This is a genomic window from Blastococcus jejuensis (assembly GCF_039534705.1).
Lineage (GTDB): Bacteria > Actinomycetota > Actinomycetes > Mycobacteriales > Geodermatophilaceae > Blastococcus_B > Blastococcus_B jejuensis.
The window spans coordinates 94235-113654 of record NZ_BAAAVV010000003.1; the positions used below are offsets into that span (position 1 = coordinate 94235).

At 70.3% G+C, this 19420-nt stretch carries 13 protein-coding genes and 2 tRNA genes; 2 read left to right on the forward strand and 13 right to left on the reverse strand.

Features of this window, described 5'->3' with window-relative positions:
* Window positions 1-9: 9 nt before the first annotated feature.
* Window positions 10-417 (reverse strand): DUF4233 domain-containing protein, encoded by a 408-nt coding sequence (locus ABD644_RS07570; RefSeq protein WP_344688136.1) that lies wholly within the window; start codon window positions 415-417, stop codon window positions 10-12.
* Window positions 414-1769, reverse strand: coding sequence for a bifunctional folylpolyglutamate synthase/dihydrofolate synthase (locus ABD644_RS07575; protein ID WP_344688137.1), 1356 nt, complete (start codon window positions 1767-1769; stop codon window positions 414-416). The genes ABD644_RS07570 and ABD644_RS07575 overlap by 4 nt, the downstream gene beginning before the upstream one ends.
* Window positions 1770-1811: 42 nt before the next feature.
* Here ABD644_RS07575 and valS point away from each other — a divergent pair, with 42 nt between their 5' ends.
* On the forward strand, window positions 1812-4403 hold the full coding sequence (gene valS, locus ABD644_RS07580; RefSeq protein WP_344688139.1) for a valine--tRNA ligase: 2592 nt from the start codon (window positions 1812-1814) through the stop codon (window positions 4401-4403).
* Between the two features lie 56 nt (window positions 4404-4459).
* Here valS and ABD644_RS07585 read toward each other — a convergent pair whose 3' ends face one another.
* From ABD644_RS07585 to ABD644_RS07620, 8 genes are all read right to left on the reverse strand, one after another.
* Window positions 4460-4879 (reverse strand): endonuclease domain-containing protein, encoded by a 420-nt coding sequence (locus ABD644_RS07585; RefSeq protein ID WP_344688140.1) that lies wholly within the window; start codon window positions 4877-4879, stop codon window positions 4460-4462.
* Window positions 4880-5544: 665 nt separating this feature from the next.
* Entirely contained in the window at window positions 5545-6819 is a 1275-nt protein-coding gene (gene clpX, locus ABD644_RS07590; RefSeq protein WP_344688141.1) for an ATP-dependent Clp protease ATP-binding subunit ClpX, read from the reverse strand.
* Between the two features lie 275 nt (window positions 6820-7094).
* Window positions 7095-7724 carry an ATP-dependent Clp protease proteolytic subunit gene (locus ABD644_RS07595; RefSeq protein ID WP_344688143.1) on the reverse strand — a complete coding sequence of 210 codons (630 nt, stop codon included), beginning with the start codon at window positions 7722-7724 and terminating at the stop codon, window positions 7095-7097.
* Window positions 7725-7746: 22 nt separating this feature from the next.
* A complete protein-coding gene (locus ABD644_RS07600) occupies window positions 7747-8385 on the reverse strand; it encodes an ATP-dependent Clp protease proteolytic subunit (RefSeq protein ID WP_425547406.1) in 639 nt (212 codons plus the stop codon).
* A gap of 326 nt (window positions 8386-8711) precedes the next feature.
* A complete protein-coding gene (gene tig, locus ABD644_RS07605; protein ID WP_344688144.1) occupies window positions 8712-10133 on the reverse strand; it encodes a trigger factor in 1422 nt (473 codons plus the stop codon).
* A gap of 135 nt (window positions 10134-10268) precedes the next feature.
* Window positions 10269-10342: transfer RNA gene (locus tag ABD644_RS07610), tRNA-Pro, on the reverse strand.
* Between the two features lie 58 nt (window positions 10343-10400).
* Window positions 10401-10691 carry a YciI family protein gene (locus ABD644_RS07615; protein ID WP_344688146.1) on the reverse strand — a complete coding sequence of 97 codons (291 nt, stop codon included), beginning with the start codon at window positions 10689-10691 and terminating at the stop codon, window positions 10401-10403.
* A 5-nt stretch (window positions 10692-10696) separates the two neighbouring features.
* Complete coding sequence (locus ABD644_RS07620; protein ID WP_344688148.1) at window positions 10697-12151, reverse strand: amidase; 1455 nt, start codon at window positions 12149-12151, stop codon at window positions 10697-10699.
* A gap of 124 nt (window positions 12152-12275) precedes the next feature.
* Between ABD644_RS07620 and ABD644_RS07625 the strand changes: the two genes are divergently transcribed.
* Window positions 12276-12349, forward strand: a tRNA-Gly gene (locus tag ABD644_RS07625).
* A gap of 442 nt (window positions 12350-12791) precedes the next feature.
* Here ABD644_RS07625 and ABD644_RS07630 read toward each other — a convergent pair.
* The 3 genes from ABD644_RS07630 to ABD644_RS07640 form a co-directional block, all read right to left on the reverse strand.
* Window positions 12792-13337 carry a Mov34/MPN/PAD-1 family protein gene (locus ABD644_RS07630; protein WP_344688149.1) on the reverse strand — a complete coding sequence of 182 codons (546 nt, stop codon included), beginning with the start codon at window positions 13335-13337 and terminating at the stop codon, window positions 12792-12794.
* A complete protein-coding gene (locus ABD644_RS07635; protein ID WP_344688151.1) occupies window positions 13286-15118 on the reverse strand; it encodes a ThiF family adenylyltransferase in 1833 nt (610 codons plus the stop codon). The genes ABD644_RS07630 and ABD644_RS07635 overlap by 52 nt, the downstream gene beginning before the upstream one ends.
* Window positions 15119-15656: 538 nt before the next feature.
* Window positions 15657-19409 carry a DEAD/DEAH box helicase gene (locus tag ABD644_RS07640; RefSeq protein ID WP_344688152.1) on the reverse strand — a complete coding sequence of 1251 codons (3753 nt, stop codon included), beginning with the start codon at window positions 19407-19409 and terminating at the stop codon, window positions 15657-15659.
* Window positions 19410-19420 lie beyond the last annotated feature (11 nt).

Sequence of the window (19420 nt, forward strand, 5' to 3'; positions counted from 1 at the left end):
GGCGGCAGCCTACGGGGTGGTCGTTCCCGTGCTCCCGCCGTCGTCGTGCTCGGGGGCCCGCGCCGGCCCGAAGGGCGAGCCGATGAGCTCCTTGCGCACCTGCAGCAGGTAGAGCCAGATCAGCACGAAGGCGCCGCCCAGGAACCACATCACGTTGTTGAGCAGCCCGGTCAGCAGCAGCGGCACCTGGAGGGCGGTGCCCACGTACAGGCCCCACGGCCGGCGCTGCAGCCCCGCCGCGAGGATGAACACCAACGCGAGAACCAGGAGGTACGCCAGTCGGCCGCCACCCAGCCCCCCGTCGCTCTGCGCGATGCCGCGGGGGACGAACAGGACCGCGATGCCCTCGATCATCAGGATCGCGGCCGCGGCCCCTCCGAGCGCCCGCGCGGCCCGGACCGGGTCGGGTGCGGTCATGCCGACCGTCCGCCCATGAGCGTGCGGGCCTCCCCCGCCGTGATCACGCTGCCGGTCACCAGCACGCCGGCGCCCCCGAGCGCGTCGTCCGGCCCGGCCTCGGCCAGCTCCATGGCCTCGCTCAGCGCCTCGGCCAGCCGCGGGGAGACGCTCACCCGGTCGGCGCCGAAGACGTCCACCGCCAGGGCGCCGAGCTCGTCGGCCGGCATCGCCCGCGGCGAGCTGTTCTGGGTGACGACGAGCTCGGCGCAGACGTCCTCCAGGGCCGCGAGCATGCCGTGCACGTCCTTGCCGCGCACGCAGCCGACGACGCCGACCAGCCGGGTGAAGTCGAAGGACTCCCGGATCGCCTCGACGGTCGCCGTCATCCCGGCCGGGTTGTGCGCGGCGTCGACGAGAACGGTCGGGCTGGTGCGCACCCGCTCCAGCCGGCCCGGGGACCGGACGGCGGCGAACGCCGCCCGGACGGTCTCCTGCTCGATCGGCCCGGTCGCGGCACCCGCGCCCAGGAACGCCTCGACGGCGGCCAGCGCCAGGACGGCGTTCTGCGCCTGGTGGGCCCCGAACAGCGGCAGGAAGACCTCCTCGTACTCCCCGCCGAGGCCCTGCAGCCGCACCTGCTGCCCGCCGACGGCGACCCGCCGCTCGAGCACCCCGAACTCGGTGCCCTCCCGGGCCACCACGGCCTCCACCTCGACGGCCCGGCGCACCAGGGAGTCCAGCGCGGCGGGCTCCTGGTGGGCGAGGACGGCGATGGAGTCGGCCTTGATGATCCCGGCCTTCTCGCCGGCGATCGTGCCGACGTCCGGACCGAGGTACTCGGCGTGGTCCAGCGCCACCGGGGTGACGACGGCGACCCGCGCGTCGGCCACGGTGGTCGCGTCCCACGTGCCGCCCATGCCGACCTCGATGACGGCGACGTCGACCGGCGCGTCGGCGAACAGCGCGTACGCGATGCCGACCATGACCTCGAAGAAGCTCATCGGGACGTCACTGCCGGCGTCGACCATCTGCACGTACGGGGCGATGTCGTCGTAGGTCTCGACGAAGCGCTCGGCGCTGACCGGCTCGCCGTCGAGCACGATCCGCTCCCGGATCGACTCCAGGTGCGGGCTGGTGAACCGACCCACGCGCAGCCCGAACCCGCGGAGCAGCTCGTCGACCATCCGCGCCGTCGTCGTCTTGCCGTTGGTGCCGGCGACCTGGACGACGGGCATCGCGCGATGCGGGGAACCCAGGAAGTCCACCAGGGCGTGGATGCGGGTCAGCGAGGGCTCGAGCCGGCTCTCCGGCCAGCGGGCGAGCAGCTCCTTCTCCACCCGGGCCAGATCACCGGTGCTGCTGCTGCTCATCCTGCTCAGGATGCCAGCCCGCCAGTTCATAGACTGGGGCACATGGTTCCCGACATCGCGACCCCGGACACGTCTGCCCCGGCTGCGACCGTCGGCGTACCCGAGAAGCCCACGCTGGACGGGCTCGAGCAGAAGTGGATCGAGCGCTGGGCGGCCGAGGACACCTACGCCTTCGACCGCGACGCCGCGCTGAAGGCGCCCCGCGACCAGATCTACTCGATCGACACTCCCCCGCCGACGGCCAGCGGCTCCCTGCACGTGGGGCACGTCTTCAGCTACTCGCACACCGACTTCGTCGCCCGCTACCAGCGGATGCGCGGCCGCCACGTCTACTACCCGATGGGCTGGGACGACAACGGCCTGCCCACCGAGCGCCGGGTGCAGAACTACTACGGCGTGCGCTGCGACCCCTCGCTGCACTACGACCCGTCGTTCGAGCCGCCGGAGAAGCCCGGCAAGGACCAGCACCCGATCTCGCGGCGCAACTTCGTCGAGCTGTGCATGGCACTGACCGAGGCCGACGAGGCGGAGTTCGAGAAGCTCTGGCGCCGCGTCGGGCTGTCGGTGGACTGGTCGAACGTCTACCGGACGATCTCGGAGAGCTCCCGCGCTACCGCCCAGCGGATGTTCCTGCACAACCTGGCGCGCGGTGAGGCCTACGCGCAGGAGGCGCCGACCCTCTGGGACGTCACCTTCCGCACGGCGGTCGCCCAGGCCGAGCTCGAGGACCGGGAGCGTCCCGGCGCCTACCACCGCATCGCGTTCCACGCCCCGCACGGCCCGGTCTTCATCGAGACCACCCGGCCGGAGCTGCTGCCGGCCTGCGTCGCGCTGGTCGCCCACCCCGACGACGAGCGGTACCAGGGCCTGTTCGGCACGACGGTGCGGACGCCGCTGTTCGGCGTCGACGTGCCCGTCGTGGCGCACCGCCTCGCCGAGCCCGACAAGGGCTCGGGCATCGCGATGATCTGCACGTTCGGCGACCTCAACGACGTCACCTGGTGGCGGGAGCTGCAGCTGCCCACCCGCCCGATCGTCGGCTGGGACGGCCGCATCCTCGCCGACCCGCCGCCCGGCGTGCCCGCGAAGCCGTACGACGAGCTGGCCGGCAAGACGGTGTTCAGCGCGCAGGCCCGCGTCGTGGAGCTGCTCCGCGAGTCGGGCGACCTGGACGGCGAGCCGCGGCCGATCACGCACCCGGTGAAGTTCTTCGAGAAGGGCGAGCGCCCGCTCGAGATCGTCACGACGCGGCAGTGGTACATCCGCAACGGCGGCCGGGACGCCGATCTGCGGGATGCGCTGATCGCGCGCGGCCGGGAGATCCAGTGGGTGCCCGACCACATGCGGCACCGCTACGAGAACTGGGTGGAGGGCCTCAACGGCGACTGGCTGATCAGCCGCCAGCGGTTCTTCGGCGTCCCGTTCCCGGTCTGGTATCGCCTGGACACCGAGGGCGAGCCGGACTTCTCCGACCCGATCCTGGCGCCCGAGTCGGCGCTGCCGGTCGACCCGTCGTCCGACGTGCCCGAGGGCTTCACCGAGGAGCAGCGCGGCAAGCCCGGCGGGTTCATGGCCGACCCCGACGTCATGGACACCTGGGCGACGTCGTCCCTGTCGCCGCAGGTCGCCTCGGGCTGGGACACCGACCCGGAGCTGTTCGCGCACGTCTTCCCGATGGACCAGCGGCCGCAGGCGCACGACATCATCCGCACCTGGCTGTTCTCGACCGTGGTCCGCGCGCACTTCGAGCACGACACCGTGCCGTGGTCGCACGCGACGATCTCGGGCTTCGTCGTCGACCCCGACCGCAAGAAGATGTCGAAGTCGAAGGGCAACGCCACGACGCCGATCGACGTCCTGGAGCGCTACGGCACCGACGCCGTCCGCTGGCGGGCCGCCGGCGCCCGCCCGGGTGCGGACTCGCCGTTCGACGAGACGCAGATGAAGGTCGGCCGGCGGCTGGCGATGAAGATCCTCAACGTCGGCAAGTTCGTGCTGGGGCTGGGTGCGGTCGACGTCGACCTCGCCTCGGCCGCCGACCGCATCACCGAGCCGATCGACCGCGGCCTGCTGGCCGGGCTGGCGGGTGTCGTCGACGAGGCGACGGCGGCGTTCGAGGCGTTCAACTACACGCGGGCGCTCGAGGTCGCGGAGTCGTTCTTCTGGTCGTTCTGCGACGACTACGTGGAGCTGGTGAAGTCGCGCGCCTACGCCTCGGGCCCGGCGTCGGAGTCCGCCCAGGCCGCGCTGGCCCTGGCGCTGTCGGTGCAGCTGCGGCTGTTCGCGCCGGTGCTGCCGTTCGTCACCGAGGAGGTCTGGTCCTGGTGGCAGGCCGGCTCGGTGCACCGGGCTGCGTGGCCGGTGGCGTCGGAGCTGCCTTCCGGTGGCGACCCGGCGGTGGTCTCGGCCGCGGCGGAGGCGCTGGCCGGCGTGCGCAAGGCCAAGTCCGACGCGAAGCAGTCGATGCGGGCCGACGTCGAGACGGCGACGGTGATCGCGCCGGCCGAGCAGGTGCCGCTGGTCGAGGCGGCGCGCGGGGACCTGGTCGACGCCGGCCGCATCGCGACGCTGTCCGTGGCGGCAGGCGACGGCCCCATGACCGTCCAGGTCGTCCTCGCCCCCGTCCCGGAGTAACCGCCCCCGCTGCACACTGTGCGCTGGTCGGCAGGAATCCGCGGGAAACCTGCCGATCAGCGCACAGTGAACAGCCGTTGGCGGGCGGCCCGTGCCGCCAGGATGTCCCGCCGGCAGGCCTCGGGAGCCCGGGTCAGCCGGCCGAAGCCGAAGCGCAACGTCTGCCAGCCGACAGTCGCCAGGAGAGCGTCGCGCTCGATGTCCCGCTCCCGCTGAGACCTCGACCCGTGCCACGCAGCTCCGTCCATCTCTACCGCGAGCTGCACGTCCTCGTACGCGGCATCGAGGAAGAACCGCTGCCCGGCCGCCGTGATCGGCCGCTGCTGGACGAACGGCGGCATGCCCGGCGCCCGGAGCACCTGCAGGCATCCCCAGATCTCCAGTTCGCTCTGACACCCCTCGGCCAGCAGGGTGACCAGGCTCGCCAGTTCTGATCGGCCCGGGAGCCGCGGCCGCCTCGCCAGTTCGACGGCCAACTCTCGGGTCGACCCTTGGCGGCGGCGCAGCGCAGTGATCACTGCGGCCCGGACGTCAGGCCGACGCAGCGGCGCCGGACGACCCCACGTGTCGACGAGTGAGCGCTCCACCGAGGTGACCGACAGGCTCCCGACCCGGCGTCGTTCGGCGTCGATTCCCGCCGAGCGGTGGACGGTCACTCCCCTCGATCCGCGGGCGCTCCTCGTCAGCTCAACCGTGACGTGCACCGGACCGGGCGGGTGCTCGATCAGCTCCCACAAGGCGAGTGCGGTGGCATGGCTGGCCACACCGTCTCCGCGCGTCAGTGCGGCGGCCAGGCGAACCCGCCAGCCGTTCGCAGCGGACGGGAGGGCGTATACGCCGGGACGCAGGAGAACCAGCTTGCCGGAGGACACCCAGGCCCCGATGGTTCGGGGGCTCACCTGCCGCTGCAGCTCGGCGGCCGTGATCCAGCCAGTCTCTCCCACAGCCGCTCGCGGGTCCCTCACCACGACATAAGGCTGCCCGGCAGTCGGGGTCCGTGGTCCGCCCCGAGCAGATGTGTGGATTCCCGCCGCAACGCTGTGCGCTGGTCGGCAGGAATCCGCCCCGGACCTGCCGACCAGCGCACAACGTGCGACGAGCCCGGCCCCACGAAGGGACCGGGCTCGTCGACGCGGCTGGGTTACGCGGACTTCTCGCGGCGCTCGCGGGTGGGCTTGCGCGGGACGATCGTCGGGTTCACGTGCTCCAGGACGACCTCCTTGGTGATGACGACGGAGGCGACGTCCTCGCGGCTGGGCACGTCGTACATGACCGACTGGAGCACCTCCTCCATGATCGCGCGGAGCCCACGGGCGCCGGTGCCACGGAGGATGGCCTGGTCGGCGATCGACTCGAGCGCGTCGTCGGTGAACTCCAGGTCGACGCCGTCGAGCTCGAAGAGCTTGCGGTACTGGCGCACCAGGGCGTTCTTCGGCTCGGTGAGGATGTTGATCAGCGCCTCGCGGTCGAGCTTCTGCACGCTGGTGATCACCGGGAGCCGGCCGATGAACTCGGGGATCATGCCGAACTTCAGCAGGTCCTCGGGCATGACCTCGGCGAAGGCGTTGGCCTCGGCGATCTCGGCCTTGCCGCGGATCTCGGCGCCGAAGCCGATGCCCTGCTTGCCGATGCGCTGCTCGATGACCTTCTCCAGGCCGGCGAAGGCGCCACCCACGATGAACAGCACGTTCGTCGTGTCGATCTGGATGAACTCCTGGTGCGGGTGCTTGCGTCCACCCTGCGGCGGCACCGACGCCGTCGTCCCCTCGAGGATCTTCAGCAGCGCCTGCTGCACGCCCTCGCCGGAGACGTCGCGGGTGATCGACGGGTTCTCGCTCTTGCGGGCGATCTTGTCGACCTCGTCGATGTAGATGATGCCGGTCTCGGCGCGCTTGACGTCGTAGTCGGCGGCCTGGATCAGCTTGAGGAGGATGTTCTCGACGTCCTCACCGACGTAGCCGGCCTCGGTCAGTGCCGTGGCGTCGGCGATCGCGAAGGGCACGTTGAGCATGCGGGCGAGGGTCTGGGCCAGGTGGGTCTTGCCGCACCCGGTCGGGCCCATCAGCAGGATGTTGGACTTCGCGAGCTCGACCGAGTCGTCGCGGGAGCCTCGCTCACCGCCGGCCTGGATGCGCTTGTAGTGGTTGTAGACGGCCACCGAGAGAGTGCGCTTGGCCTTGTCCTGGCCGATGACGTACTGCTCCAGGAAATCGTGGATCTCCTTGGGCTTGGGCAGCTCGTCGAACTTCAGGTCCGACGACTCCGAGAGCTCTTCCTCGATGATCTCGTTGCAGAGGTCGATGCACTCGTCGCAGATGTAGACCCCGGGGCCCGCGATGAGCTTCTTGACCTGCTTCTGGCTCTTACCGCAGAACGAGCACTTGAGCAGGTCACCGCTCTCACCGATACGTGCCACCTGTTGACCTCCACCTCGACATCCAGGTCCTGGTCCCAGGTACCTGCGTGATCCTCTGGCCGACCCCGGCTACTGCCTCGCTGCGTGCCGCGAGGCTCTCCTCCCGGCGCTGCTGGCCGGTGTTCGGGCGCTCGCCGACCCTAACTGCCGCCACCGACCCGATGGGGCAATGAATCGCCCGGTCGGACCGGTCCAACCACATCCGTCGCGTGTGCTCCCTGTGCCTCTCGAACGGTACGGGCCGAGGACGCGAAATGCGCCCTCGGCCCGCGCCATCAGACAGCCGGCAGCGCGTTGAGCTTCCGGCTCTGGATGACCTCGTCGACGATGCCGTAGGCCTTGGCCTCCTGCGCCGTGAGGATCTTGTCGCGCTCGATGTCGGTGCGGACCTGCTCGAGGGTCTGCCCGGTGTGACGCGCCAGGATCTCCTCCATCTGCGCCCGCACCCGCTGGATCTCGGCGGCGTGGATCTCCAGGTCGGATACCTGCCCGCCCGACTCACCCGACGGCTGGTGGATGAGCACGCGGGAGTACGGCAGCGCCAGGCGCTTGCCCGGCGTGCCGGCCGCGAGCAGGACGGCGGCAGCCGAGGCGGCCTGGCCCATGCAGACGGTCTGGATGTCGGGGCGGACGAACATCATCGTGTCGTAGATGGCCATGAGCGACGTGAACGAGCCGCCGGGCGAGTTGATGTAGATCGTGATGTCGCGGTCGGGGTCGGCGGACTCCAGCGTGATCAGCTGGGCCATCACGTCGTTGGCCGAGGCGTCGTCGATCTGCACCCCGAGGAAGATGATCCGTTCCTCGAAGAGCTTGTTGTAGGGGTTGGACTCCTTCATGCCGTAGCTCGTGCGCTCCACGAAGGAGGGCAGGATGTACCGGCTGGAGGGCATCTGGAAGCTCATGTTGGTCAGTTCCTCCGAACCGTCAGTTGTCCGTGACCGGGTTGGTGCTGTCGGTCATGGCCGCCTTGCTCACCACGTGGTCGACGAAGCCGTACTCGAGGGCCTCCTGCGCGGTGAACCACCGGTCGCGGTCGGAGTCCTTCGCGATCTGCTCGACCGGCTGACCGGTGTGGAACGACTGGAGCTCGTTGAGCTCGGTCTTGGTCCGGCGGAACAGGTCGGCCTGGATGGCGATGTCGGACGCGGTGCCCCCGACGCCGGCCGACGGCTGGTGCATCATGATCCGCGCGTGCGGCAGGGCGTAGCGCTTGCCCTTGGTGCCGGCGGTCAGCAGGAACTGGCCCATCGAGGCGGCCAGGCCCATGCCGTAGGTGGCGACGTCGCAGTCGATGAACTGCATCGTGTCGTAGATCGCCATGCCGGCCGTGACGGAGCCGCCGGGCGAGTTGATGTAGAGGTGGATGTCGCGCTTGGGGTCCTCGGCGGACAGCAGCAGCATCTGGGCAGCGAGCTGGTTGGCGATGACGTCGTCGACCTGGCTGCCCAGGAAGATGATCCGCTCGCGCAGCAGCCGCTCGTAGACGGAGTCTCCGAGATTCATCATTCCGCCGCCGCCGCGCATCTGCGGCGAGCCGGCGAGGTTCGGGTCGGTAATGCTCACGGGTGCGGTGACCTCCGTAGGACTGTCTTGCCAGTCGGTCTCGGTGGACGGGTAGGGCGGTGGTGCGGGGGCGGTGCGGGCCAGAACGGCCCACCGGGGAAGGGCTACCCCGGGGCGCTCGCCTGAGTCCTGTCGACCCTAACGCGGACCTCCGACGACACAGTCCCCTTCAGGCCGGTGTTCGCCATGGGCGCAGCGCCATCCGCCGGAGACGACGACGCCGCCCCTCCCCCGGCTCGGGGGTGGGACGGCGCCGCAGGTCGTTCAGGGCCCCGTCCCGAGGCTCACCCCGAGCGTGCGCGGGGTGAGGAGGACGGGGTCCTTGCTCAGGCCTTCTCGTCGGCCTCGTCGGGGCTGTCGGCCGAATCGGCCGAGTCCGCGCTGTCGGCGCTGTCCTCGGACTCCGCGGCCGCCGGCGCCTGGATCGTCTTCGGGCGGAGCGCCTCGAGGTCGACGGTGTTGCCCGACGCGTCGGTGATCGTCGTCTGCTCGAGCAGCTGAGCCAGCGCCTTGGTGCGGCGCACGTCGGCGACGAACTCGGGGATGTTGCCGCCCTGCTGCAGCTGCTGGGCGTACTGCTCGGGGCTCATCCGGCTGCGCTGGGCCTGGGCCATGATCTGCGCCGACAGGTCCTCGTTGTCGACGGTGATCTCCCGGGCGTCGGCGATCGCGTCGAGGATGAACTGCGTGCGCACGGCCTCCTCGACGTTCTTCCGCTGGTCGGCGTCGTAGGCCTCGCGGCTCTCGGTGTTGGAGATGGACAGGAACGTGTCCCAGTCCATGCCGGCCTGCTGCAGCTCCTGCTCGAAGGCCCGGTTGCGCCACTCGATCTCGCGCTCGACGAGGTTCTCCGGGATCGGCACCTCGACGATCTCCAGCAGGTGCTCGACCAGCTTGTCGCGGGCCTGCGCGCCCTGCTGCAGCACCTTCGTGCGGGCCAACCGGGTGCGGACGTCGTCACGCAGCTCGGCCAGGGTGTCGAACTCGCTCGCCGTCTGCGCGAACTCGTCGTCGAGCTCGGGGAGGTCCTTGGTCTTGACCGAGCGGACGGTGACGGTGACGTCGGCCATCTCGCCGGAGTTGGGCCCGGACAGCAGCGCCGTCTGGAAGGTCTTCGACTCGTCGGCGGACAGGCCGTGGACGGCGTCGTCCAGACCCTCCATGAGCTGGCCGGTGCCGACCTCGTAGGACATCCCGCTGGTCGAGCCGTCCTCGAGGACCTCGCCGTTCAGCTTCGCCTCGAGGTCGATGGAGACGAAGTCGCCGTCCTGCGCGGCCCGCTCGACGCCGGTGAGCATCGCGAAGCGCTCGCGCATGACGTCGACCTGCTTGTCGATCTCCTCGTCGGTGACCTCGACGTCGTCGACGGACACGGCGAGGTTCTCCAGCGAGGGGAGCTCGACCTGGGGGGCGACGTCGACCTCGGCGGTGAAGGCGAGGGTGTCGTTGTCGTCGAGGCGGGTGACCTCGATGTCGGGCTGGCCGAGCACGCGCACCTGGTTCTCGCGGACGACCTCGGAGTAGACCTCCGGGATCGCGTGCTGGACGACCTGCTCCAGGACGACGGGACGGCCGATGCGCTGGTCGAGGACGCGGTTGGGCACCTTGCCGGGGCGGAACCCGGGGATGCGGACCTGCTTGCCCAGCTCCTTGTAGACCTCACCGAAGGCGTGGTCCAGGTCCCCCCAGGGCACCTCGATCGCCATCCGGACCCGCGTGGGGCCCAGTTCCTCGATGGTGCTCTTCACAGCGGCAGTGCTCCTCGGTACAGACAGCAGGGGGATCGGGCGCTCCGCGGGCATGCGGACGCCGGGCTGCCCACGAGTCTAGAGACGGGTGGGCCGCCTGGGGGCGGCGGGATGCGAGCCCACAGCACACTCCGGTCGGGGTGACAGGATTTGAACCTGCGGCCCCCTGCTCCCAAAGCAGGTGCGCTACCAAGCTGCGCCACACCCCGTGGCCGCCCGAGTCTAGGCGGCCCGGCGGAGGCGGCCGATCGACGAGGGACGCAGGACTCAGGATCCGACGACGAGGTCCGGCTCGACCAGGCGCAGATCGACCCCCACGAGGTCCCACGCGGTGACCGTGGCCGTCATCGCCCCGGAGCTGACCAGTGGGTCCTCGGCCACCACCGCGCGGGCGGCCGCCAACGAATCGCACCGGAGCACGTAGGCGGCCGCATCCGACCCGAGCGACCCGCCCAGCAGCACGAGCTGCCGCTCGACGAGGGAGTCGACGAACGGCTCGTGCTCGGGCGGCTCCCCGCGAAAGTCCGGCCGCTCGGCGAGCTGCACGAAGACGTACACGGCCGTCAGGCGTGAACGGCGGGACGGCGGTCGGCCCACGGTGCGGCCTCCTCCAGGGCGGCCGCGACGCGGACCAGGACGTCCTCCCGGCCGTAGGCGGCGACCAACTGGACGCCGACCGGCAGGCCGTCGTCGGTCCAGTGCAGCGGGAGGCTGATCGCCGGCTGGCCGGTGACGTTGAACTGGGCTGTGTACGGGATGAAGCTGTTGATCCGCTGGCCCTCCTGCTCCGGGCCGGCCGCGGTGAACCAGCCCAGCTCGGGCGGGGGCGAGCCAACGGTCGGCGTCACGAGCAGGTCGAAGCCGTGGCCGTCCAGGTCGGCCGGCGCCCACCAGGCCGCCATCCGGCGGGTCCAGGCGCCGAGCCACATGCGGGCGCCCAGGTAGTCGACGGCGGTCAGCTTCCCGCCGATCGTCCGATACCTCCGGTTGCGCGGCTCGAGCTCCTCGTCGGCGATGGCGCGGCCGAGCGCGAACCGCTCCACGGCGGAGATGGTCAGTGCGGTGTCGGCGGCGACCGTCGTGGTGAAGAAGCGCGGGAACAGCGGGTCGAACATCGCGTCGGGCCCGCCCGGCTCGACCGAGCAGCCGAGCTCCTCGAGCAGCCGGCCGGCCCGCTCGACGGCGGCGCGGCACTGCGGGTGGTCGAGGTACCGGTCCTCGGGAGCGGTGTCCAGAAGCCCCACCCGGAGCGGCCCGACCGCTGCGCCGACCTCCTCGGCCAGCGGACGGGGCAGCGGCGGGGCGACGTAGGGGTCGCCGGGCATGGGCCGACCGATGGCGTCGAGGAGCGCGGCGGCGTCGCGGACGGTGCGGGTGAGAACGCCGTCGATCGTGGCCCCGGCCCAGCTCTCCCCGACCTCCGGCCCCTGGCTCACGCGGGCGCGCGTCGGCTTGAGCCCGACCAGGCCGCACTCGGCGGCCGGCACGCGGATCGAGCCGCCGCCGTCGTTGCCGTGCGCGACCGGCACGAGTCCGGCGGCGACCGCCGCCGCCGAGCCGCCGCTGGACCCGCCCGTCGACCGGCCCGGGTCGTAGGGGTTGCGGGCTGGGCGGCCGGCCGCCGGCTCGGTGGTGATCGTCGTGCCGAACTCAGGGACGGCGCTGCGGCCGACCGGCACCAGCCCGGCGCCGCGGAAGAGCCGGGCCAGGTAGCTGTCGGTGGGCCAGCGCACGGCGCCGTCGCGCAGGAACGAGGTGCCGTAGTCGGTCGCCTCGCCGCCGATGTGGCAGCCCATGTCCTTGAACAGGATCGGCACCCCGCGGAACGGGCCGTCGGGCAGCGGCCCGGCCGCCTCTTTCCGGGCGGCGTCGAACCGGTCGCGCACGACGGCGTCGAGCTGCGGATTCACCCGCTCGATCCGCTCGATGGCTGCCTCGACCAGCTCGGCCGGGCTCACCTCGCCGCGCCGTACGAGCTCGGCCTGCTCGGTCGCGTCCATCCACGTGGTGTCGATCACCGCCGCACCGTAGCGGCGGGCTCGGACAGGTCGCCCGGGGTCGTCACGCGGCTCGCGTGGTGGAAGGCCACCCGCCTGACGCACGAGCGGCGGAGCCCGGCCGTTACGCTGTGCGGGCACACTCGCGGGTGTAGCTCAATGGTAGAGCCCCAGCCTTCCAAGCTGGCCATGCCGGTTCGATCCCGGTCACCCGCTCCACGTCCTGACCAGCTCGAACGCACGTATGCCCAGATCAGCCGGGCAAGGTCGCTCCTTCCGTGCCTTCAGGGTGCTGACCCCTGTTGACCGCTGACCACCGGCTTTGACCGGTGCTTAAGGCACGGATAAGGCACGCCCTGCCCGTAAATGAGCTCGAGGTCAAACACGTGCCGCCTCGCCCGAAACGTACGGCGACGCCGTGCCGCTTCATGCACATCGCTGAGCGCGACCCCCGTTCACCGGGGAGGGGTCGCGTTCCTGACGAGACCGGTAAGGAAGCCTCGTTGACTTCGGTTTCAGCCTCCCTTGACGACGTGGGCCGAAACTACGTCGGCGACTTAGCCGCGAACCCCCAGCCCATCGTCCGGACTTCTCGCCACTCCAACTAGCGCGGTTGTCACTGAAGAGCCGCGCTGCCGAATCCCTGAGCCGCTCACTCCCTTCAGTCGCTCGGTGACTTCCACACTTCCAAGATCAGTGGGCGCGGGCCGCCGCGACCGTGGACCTGCTGACGGACAGAGATCTGCCACAGTGGACCGCCTGCGAGCACCGCCATGACTGGACGTTCGGCGCGTGCATCGGGATGCTCGGCGATATGACGCAGGGTGGCCCGGTCGGTGCGGCTGAGCCTGGTGGTGCCACGCGGGTGCGTGTGCCAGTCGCCCAGGTACTGCAGTCGCCGGCCCGCCAGCTCGTAGGCGTAGGCGAGTTGCTCCTCCTGCCAGGCGGCGTCGGGGCTGAACGCCGTAGCGCGATGGCTGGCGCCGGGCCCGGGGCCGATGACCTGACTGATGAACACCATTCCGGGTTGGCCGGACCAGCCCAGCAGAAGTCCTCCGGTCTCTGAGGGATATGCGCGCTGGGCCTCGCGGAGCGCCTCCTCCAAGGCCGCCGCAGCCCACCACACGCGGCCCCGGCGGCTGGCGCGAAAGGCGGTCAGTGGTCGCCGCGGCACAGCGGATGCACCGGCAGCGCGAGCCCCGTCCACGTCGGCGAGACCGGCGTCCCGTCAGGCGTCCTCAACGTGAGAACGTGTACGTCGTAGCCGCTGTCGGGGTAGCCGCCGGGCCGGCGACGCTGCAGGGTTGCCACGGCAACGCGGACAGCGTGCAAGGCGACCTCGGCGAGGTCGAAGCCGGACCCGGCAAAGGTCGGGTCGGCACAGCCGACCGGTTGGACACCAGCCTCGTCCGAGTCCGCCGAAAGGGGCGGGATGGACTCATCGCTGAGGCCGTACTCCAGGCAGTACCAGCAAGCCGTCCCCGACTCTGAGAACAGCCGCGCCACGCGACCACCCCAGCCGCCGTTGGTCGCCGAGACGGCGAGGTACGGCTTCCCGCGCCGGCGCGCCAGCCACGCCAGTGCCTGCTGCAAGCCCTTTTCGGCGGTGCAGTCCACGACGAGGTCGACCTTATCGATGACGTCGGTCCATTCATCGATTTCGTTGCGGTGGCCGGACTGGGGGTCGGTGCGCGGTGCGCCGATGGCGTACTGGATGACGTTGACGATGACGTCCGGCGCGACGCTAAGGGCGATCTGGCTGGCGGTGAACGCCTTGTCCCATCCCACCATGTCAAGGCGTGCGGCGTGCCGGACCAGGTTGCCCGGTTCGAGGTGGTCGCGGTCGACCACGGTGAGCTGTCCGATGCCGGCTCGGGCGAGATGTTCTGTGACAGTGCTACCGAGCGCTCCGACGCCGAAGACGGCGACGTGGCGATTGCGTAGGCCGTTGAGCTCGGGGACCCGAGCAGCCATGTCCGCCTGTCCGGCGTACCCGGCGCGGATGAGATGCGTCGTGGTCCTGCCAGGTGGCGACGGAAGGACGCGCTGCCCGCGGCCGCGCCTGGGCTGCTGCGGCCGCGCGCCGGTCTGACGGAGGCGGACGAGGAAGACCCATCCGTCGCCGACGCCTCGATGCACCCGCTCTTCCGGGAACGTGAGGCCGAAGATTTGCAGCTGCCAGCCGTCGACAGGAGCCGGCTGCCATGCCCCGTCGAGAAGACGGGGCGCGGATCTCTTGAGTTCCGTCAGGAAGGCTTCGGGAGTGTTGCCCCGTACAGGGGCGTCCAGTCGAACCCAGCGGCCAGTGACCGGTCGCGGGAAGCGGTCGGGGTTCTGGCCGGAGAGCGAGCAGAGGACTCGATCGCTGCCGTCGCTGACGGTGAAGACAGCCCCGTGCAGTAGGCCGGTGGGCTGCGCCGCGTCGATGCTGGCCAAATCCAGGCGGGATAGTCGCAAACCGAGGGTGCCCTGGTTGCTCGTCGCGGTGGACAGGGTCCAGCTGCTATCGACGAGGATCATCGAGCCCTCGTCGAAGCAACTGTAATAGTCGGTCCACGGCTCGGCTTGTGCCTCTTCTACAGCAGCGAGCGCCTCCACCTCCTCGGTGGAGGTCACCGTGACGTGGCCGGCCCGGAGCGTCTTGGGCAGTTGCGTGGTCAGCAGCCAGGCCAGGGTGTCATCGGTGTGCCACAGCGCAGTCGAGCGACCGATCAGGCACAGGTCACCGCTGAAAGGATGCTGATGGTGGCCCATCGGCTCCAACGGGTCGGCGGTGAGGCGGACCGAGGGCCGGACGAAGGGGTACAGGTCAGGAAAGGTCACCGTCAGGTCGACGCTCAGGTCACCAACCCGGGTCACGTGCAGCTGCAGGACCCCGAGCCGGCGGGCAGCGTCATTGATGTCGTAGCGGATTCCGGCCGCCTCGAGGCACGACAGCTCGTGCTCGAGGCGGCCGGGGAACTCCGCCTCCCAGGGCGGAGTCCTCAACCGACCGGCCGGTCCTTCGGAGGACGCGGCGGATTCGGCGGTCCCGGCGGCGGGCCCGGCGGCGGCTTCGGGTTGTGCGGGTGCTCCGGATGCTGGGGGTGCTCCGGGTGGTCGGGCTTCTGTGGCTGTCCAGGCATGGCTCTCCTCTCATTCGGCGCCGTAGTCGGCGTCTCCGTCGACCATGGCACGCGCCTCTGACAGTTCGGCCCAGTCGCGGTTCCGCACGCCACCGGACCGTTGAGAGTCGGCCTACCCGGCTCGGCGACTTCCTCGGTCTCGCGGCGCTTCGCTGATGGGAACGGTCTAGGAAGGCCCGTCGCCCGCACACTGCCAGGACGGCTGGAAGGGATTCACGGTCGTCCGCCATGGACCATCGCCGCAGGTCAAGGCTGGATGGCGACAGTCCCGAACCCCCCGGACTCCCTGACCGAGGCTCTGTGGCCACCACGCTGGCACCATGAACCGCGCGGCGAGCCGCGGCGACCAATCGGATCAAAAGTGCGCCTACCTCGCCGGCGCCGTGCCGGGGCTTACCGCTTCACGACAGACCGATAGCCGGCCAGAAGCTGGCCTCAGCCATGATGCGCGTCCCGTAGGAGCGGGCCTTCTCTGCCTTTCCCGACAGCGAGTCGGGGTCGGCGACGACTAGCACGTCCAGCGACTTCGTCACGCGCTCGTGCACGACCAGACCCGCAGCGCGGGCGAGTGCCTGCGCCCGCTCGCGGTTGACGAGCTGACCTTGCAGACGCGTCTGGAGTGCGCCGGTGAAGCACACGCCGAGACCGCGCAGGTTCTCGCCCTGGCCCGTGTTGGGCGTGTGCGTCCGTGCAGCGTGCAGTGCCGCAGCGACCTCACCGATCCCGAATCCGAGCGCAGCAGCCACGTCCGCGAGGTCCTCGGCCTCCAAGTCGGTGACCACACCGTCTGCCAGCGCCGTCAGGGCCAGTGCCTCCAGGTAATTCGTGTGAGCGCGGTGCACATCCTGACGTGACAGCCCCCATGTCCGGGCTGTCTCGGCGAGTGCCTGCATCTCCGCCGCATTAAGGCGGCGATCCTCCAACGCTCGGGAGAGCACATCAAGGTAGGCGGCGGTATCGGCCGGGTGCGTCGCCGCGTCGATGTCGTGCGCGGGCAGGTGACGGATCAGGTTGATCAGTGGCGACGCACCCGGCCGCGGCCGGGATGAGCGAGGCCGGGTCGGCCCGCCGATCGGCCACACCGACCAGTCGGCTGGTTCCGGCCAGCCCTCCGGTACGCAGCCGAGGTCGGTCAGACTGCTGCCGCCTGGAGCACGCCGCAGGTAGGCCGCAAGCAGCCCCGCCGTCGCGGTCGCATCGCCGAGCGCCGTGTGCTCGCCGGCATGGTTGAGCGACTCGGCTGCCAGGCAATCCGCCAGTCGGCCTCCCCCGAGGGCCCCCAACCGGTACGACAGAGCCAATGTGCACAGGGCAGGCCACGTCGGCGGCGAGGCACCTAGGCGCGTGAACTCAGAGGACACAAAGCCGAGGTCGAAACGGGCGTTGTGCGCGACCACGATCGCCCCGTCGAGCCTGTCAGCGACATCGCCCGCCACGTCAAGAAACCGAGGCGCCTCGAGAACGTCAGCGCCGCGGATCCCGTGCACATGGGTGGCACCCAGGTCGCGCTGGGGGTTCAGCAGGGTCGACCAAGTCTCCTCCACGGTGCCGTCCGGGGCGGTCCGGACGATCGCGATCTCCACAACCCGGTCATGGAGTCGCGGGGAGAAGCCCGTCGTCTCCACGTCCAGCACCGCGAAAGGGGTGGTGCCGAGCTCCGGGCGGCCGTGCGGTCGCCGGCCACGCCCCGAGGAGGACGGCGCAGGAATCGAACCACCCGATTCCACCGCCGCGGACTGGACTAGCGCTGGGCTTGAGGGCCCAACAGCGACAGGCGCCACCGACGCCGAATCAGCTGCCGTGACGCGGACCGCGCCCCTCTGATCGCCGCCCGCGCCGCGGGCCTGTGCGAGCAGCTGATGCGCGGCGTCCCAGGCTCCATCGACGTCGAGGCCGCGCGCAGCGAAGGCCGCGTTCAGCAGCTCCTCGCTGAGTTGCTCGTCGTACTTCTCCACGATCTTGTTGCTTACGCTCGCGGCGAGCACGTCAGGATCAGGAGCACCTCTGTCAACGAGCTCGGCCAGCCGGTCAACCGCCTGTTGTCGGGTGCAGTTGCTCATCGTCAGGCAGACGCCGTCCTGGGCCACCTCGATGCCGGAGGCAGTCAGGGCGATCGCGAGCGTCGAGCAGATGCGGTCACCGCGCCACGGGAAGATCAACGTGTCCGCGCCGACGTTGAGGACGGGATCCGCCCCGAGGCCGTACCGGGCGAAGTTGCTACGAGCCTCGGTCAGCAGCCGGACCGCGGTTGCGTCCAGATACGCGGGAACCTCCTCGGACAGGTAAACGCGCCGCATCTCTTGCCGGACCCTGTCGGCGACGGTCGCGCCGCCGCCGGTGAACGTCGGCGGGCGCCCCCCCGACGACCGGATGAGTTCCACGACCTTCGCGTGAGTGTCGACAGCAAGCACCTTCCAACGCCGGCCGCCGAAGATGAGCAGCGACCCCGGCATGAGGGGGTACTCGATCGGAAGTGTGCCCAGAGTCCGACCGCCGGCGATGAGGCGGTACTCCTCGCCGGTTCGGAACGCCGCGTAGAACGAGTAGTGGTTGACCAGACGCTCGCCGGCCTGCCCGTGCAGCAGCAGCCCGTCGGTGGACTGCATGAGTAGGTCGACCCGCTCATCCGCCAGGGCGCGCAGAAGCAGCTTGAACATCCCCCGGGGCACGCCCGCGAAGGGTCCGGTTTCGCAGAGCGTCCGATAGGCGTCCAGGGGCGTCACTCCGCCGTGCTGCGCGATCAACGACAGCAGTTGCTGTACCAGCGTGGACAGATGCAGCCCACCGGAATCCGGCGCTTCGTTCCACCGGTCGAGCAGCAGATTGACCATTGCGATGGCCTGCACGAGCTCGCTGCGCAACGCGTCGGCTGGCGACGTCTGTGGGCTGAGCTGCTGCTCGGTCACGTACAGCCGCATCGTCGCGGCGCCGCCGCGTCGGCCTGAACGGCCGAGACGCTGGCGCATGCTCGCCACGGTCTGAGGTGCGCCGAGTTGTGCGATCGAGGCGACAGACCCGATGTCGATGCCCATCTCCAGGGTCGACGTGCAGATCGCGCTGACCGGAACATCCCGGGCCTTCAGTCGGGCCTCGGCGAATTCGCGCAGCTCCTTGGACAGGCTTCCGTGGTGCGGGACGAACTCGTTCGGGACGCGTTCGCGCTCGCTCCGGCGTTGGAGCAGGTCGGCGTAGATCTCCACTTCGCGCCTGGAGTTGGAGAAGATGAGGTTGTCGGTCCCGCGCAGCGTCCTGTACAGGTGGTCGGCGATCGCCAGCCGATCCCCCTCGGTCACCTCCTCGGCCTCGACGTCGTGTCCGCTGGCCTCCGCCTGCTCGGCCTGTCGGGCCGAAAGCTGCGCCGGCTGCATCTCATAGCCCCGCAGTTGCAGCTTCAGCTCGTGCGTGTCATCCGCGGAGGTGATCACGGTGACGCGCGGCCCGGAACCGGGCCGGAGGTACTCCGCCGCGCCGTCCATGTCACCGAGCGTCGCGGACAGCCCGATCCTGGGGATGCGCCGTCGTACGGCCAACTCAATCCGGTGCAGGAGCGACTGGAGCTGGATGCCCCGTTCGGTGCCGAGAAAAGAGTGCATTTCGTCGATCACGACGTATCGCAGGTCCCCGAAGATCCTGGCGACCTTCGGCCCGTGAATGACCATGAGCGCCTCGAGGGACTCTGGCGTGATGAGCAGGATCCCATCGGGGTGGCTGATCACCTTGGCTTTGCGCGACCCGGGAACGTCGCCGTGCCAGCGGTGGACCGGCAGGTCCAAGTGCTCGCACAGGGCGTCGAGCCGCCCGTACTGGTCGTTGATGAGCGCCTTGAGCGGGCTCACGTACAGCCCCTGGACCCCGGTGGCCGCCGGAACCTGCTCGGGCCGAACGTCCGCCGGGCCTCTCGTCGCTGGTGCGTCGTTGCGGGCTGCCAGAAGCTTCGAGCAGATCGGGAGGAACGCCGCTTCGGTCTTTCCGGCGGCCGTCGCCGCGGAGATGATCAGGTCGCGAGTGCCCTCAAGGATGGGCTGGACGGCTCGTTCCTGCGCGTCCCGTAGCTCGATCCAGTTCTGCTCCCAGATCCACCTTTGGATGCGCGGGTGCAGCTTGGTGAAGGCCGACGAATGATGACTCTCGGTGGCTTCAGCTGCGTCGGTCATGCTCGGCCAAC

Coding starts and splice junctions, on each gene's coding strand:
- ABD644_RS07570 (WP_344688136.1), bottom strand. CDS start 417: ATGACCGCACCCGACCCGGTCCGGGCCGCGCGGGCGCTCGGAGGGGCC.
- ABD644_RS07575 (WP_344688137.1), bottom strand. CDS start 1,769: ATGAGCAGCAGCAGCACCGGTGATCTGGCCCGGGTGGAGAAGGAGCTG.
- valS (WP_344688139.1), top strand. CDS start 1,812: ATGGTTCCCGACATCGCGACCCCGGACACGTCTGCCCCGGCTGCGACC.
- ABD644_RS07595 (WP_344688143.1), bottom strand. CDS start 7,724: ATGAGCTTCCAGATGCCCTCCAGCCGGTACATCCTGCCCTCCTTCGTG.
- ABD644_RS07640 (WP_344688152.1), bottom strand. CDS start 19,409: ATGACCGACGCAGCTGAAGCCACCGAGAGTCATCATTCGTCGGCCTTC.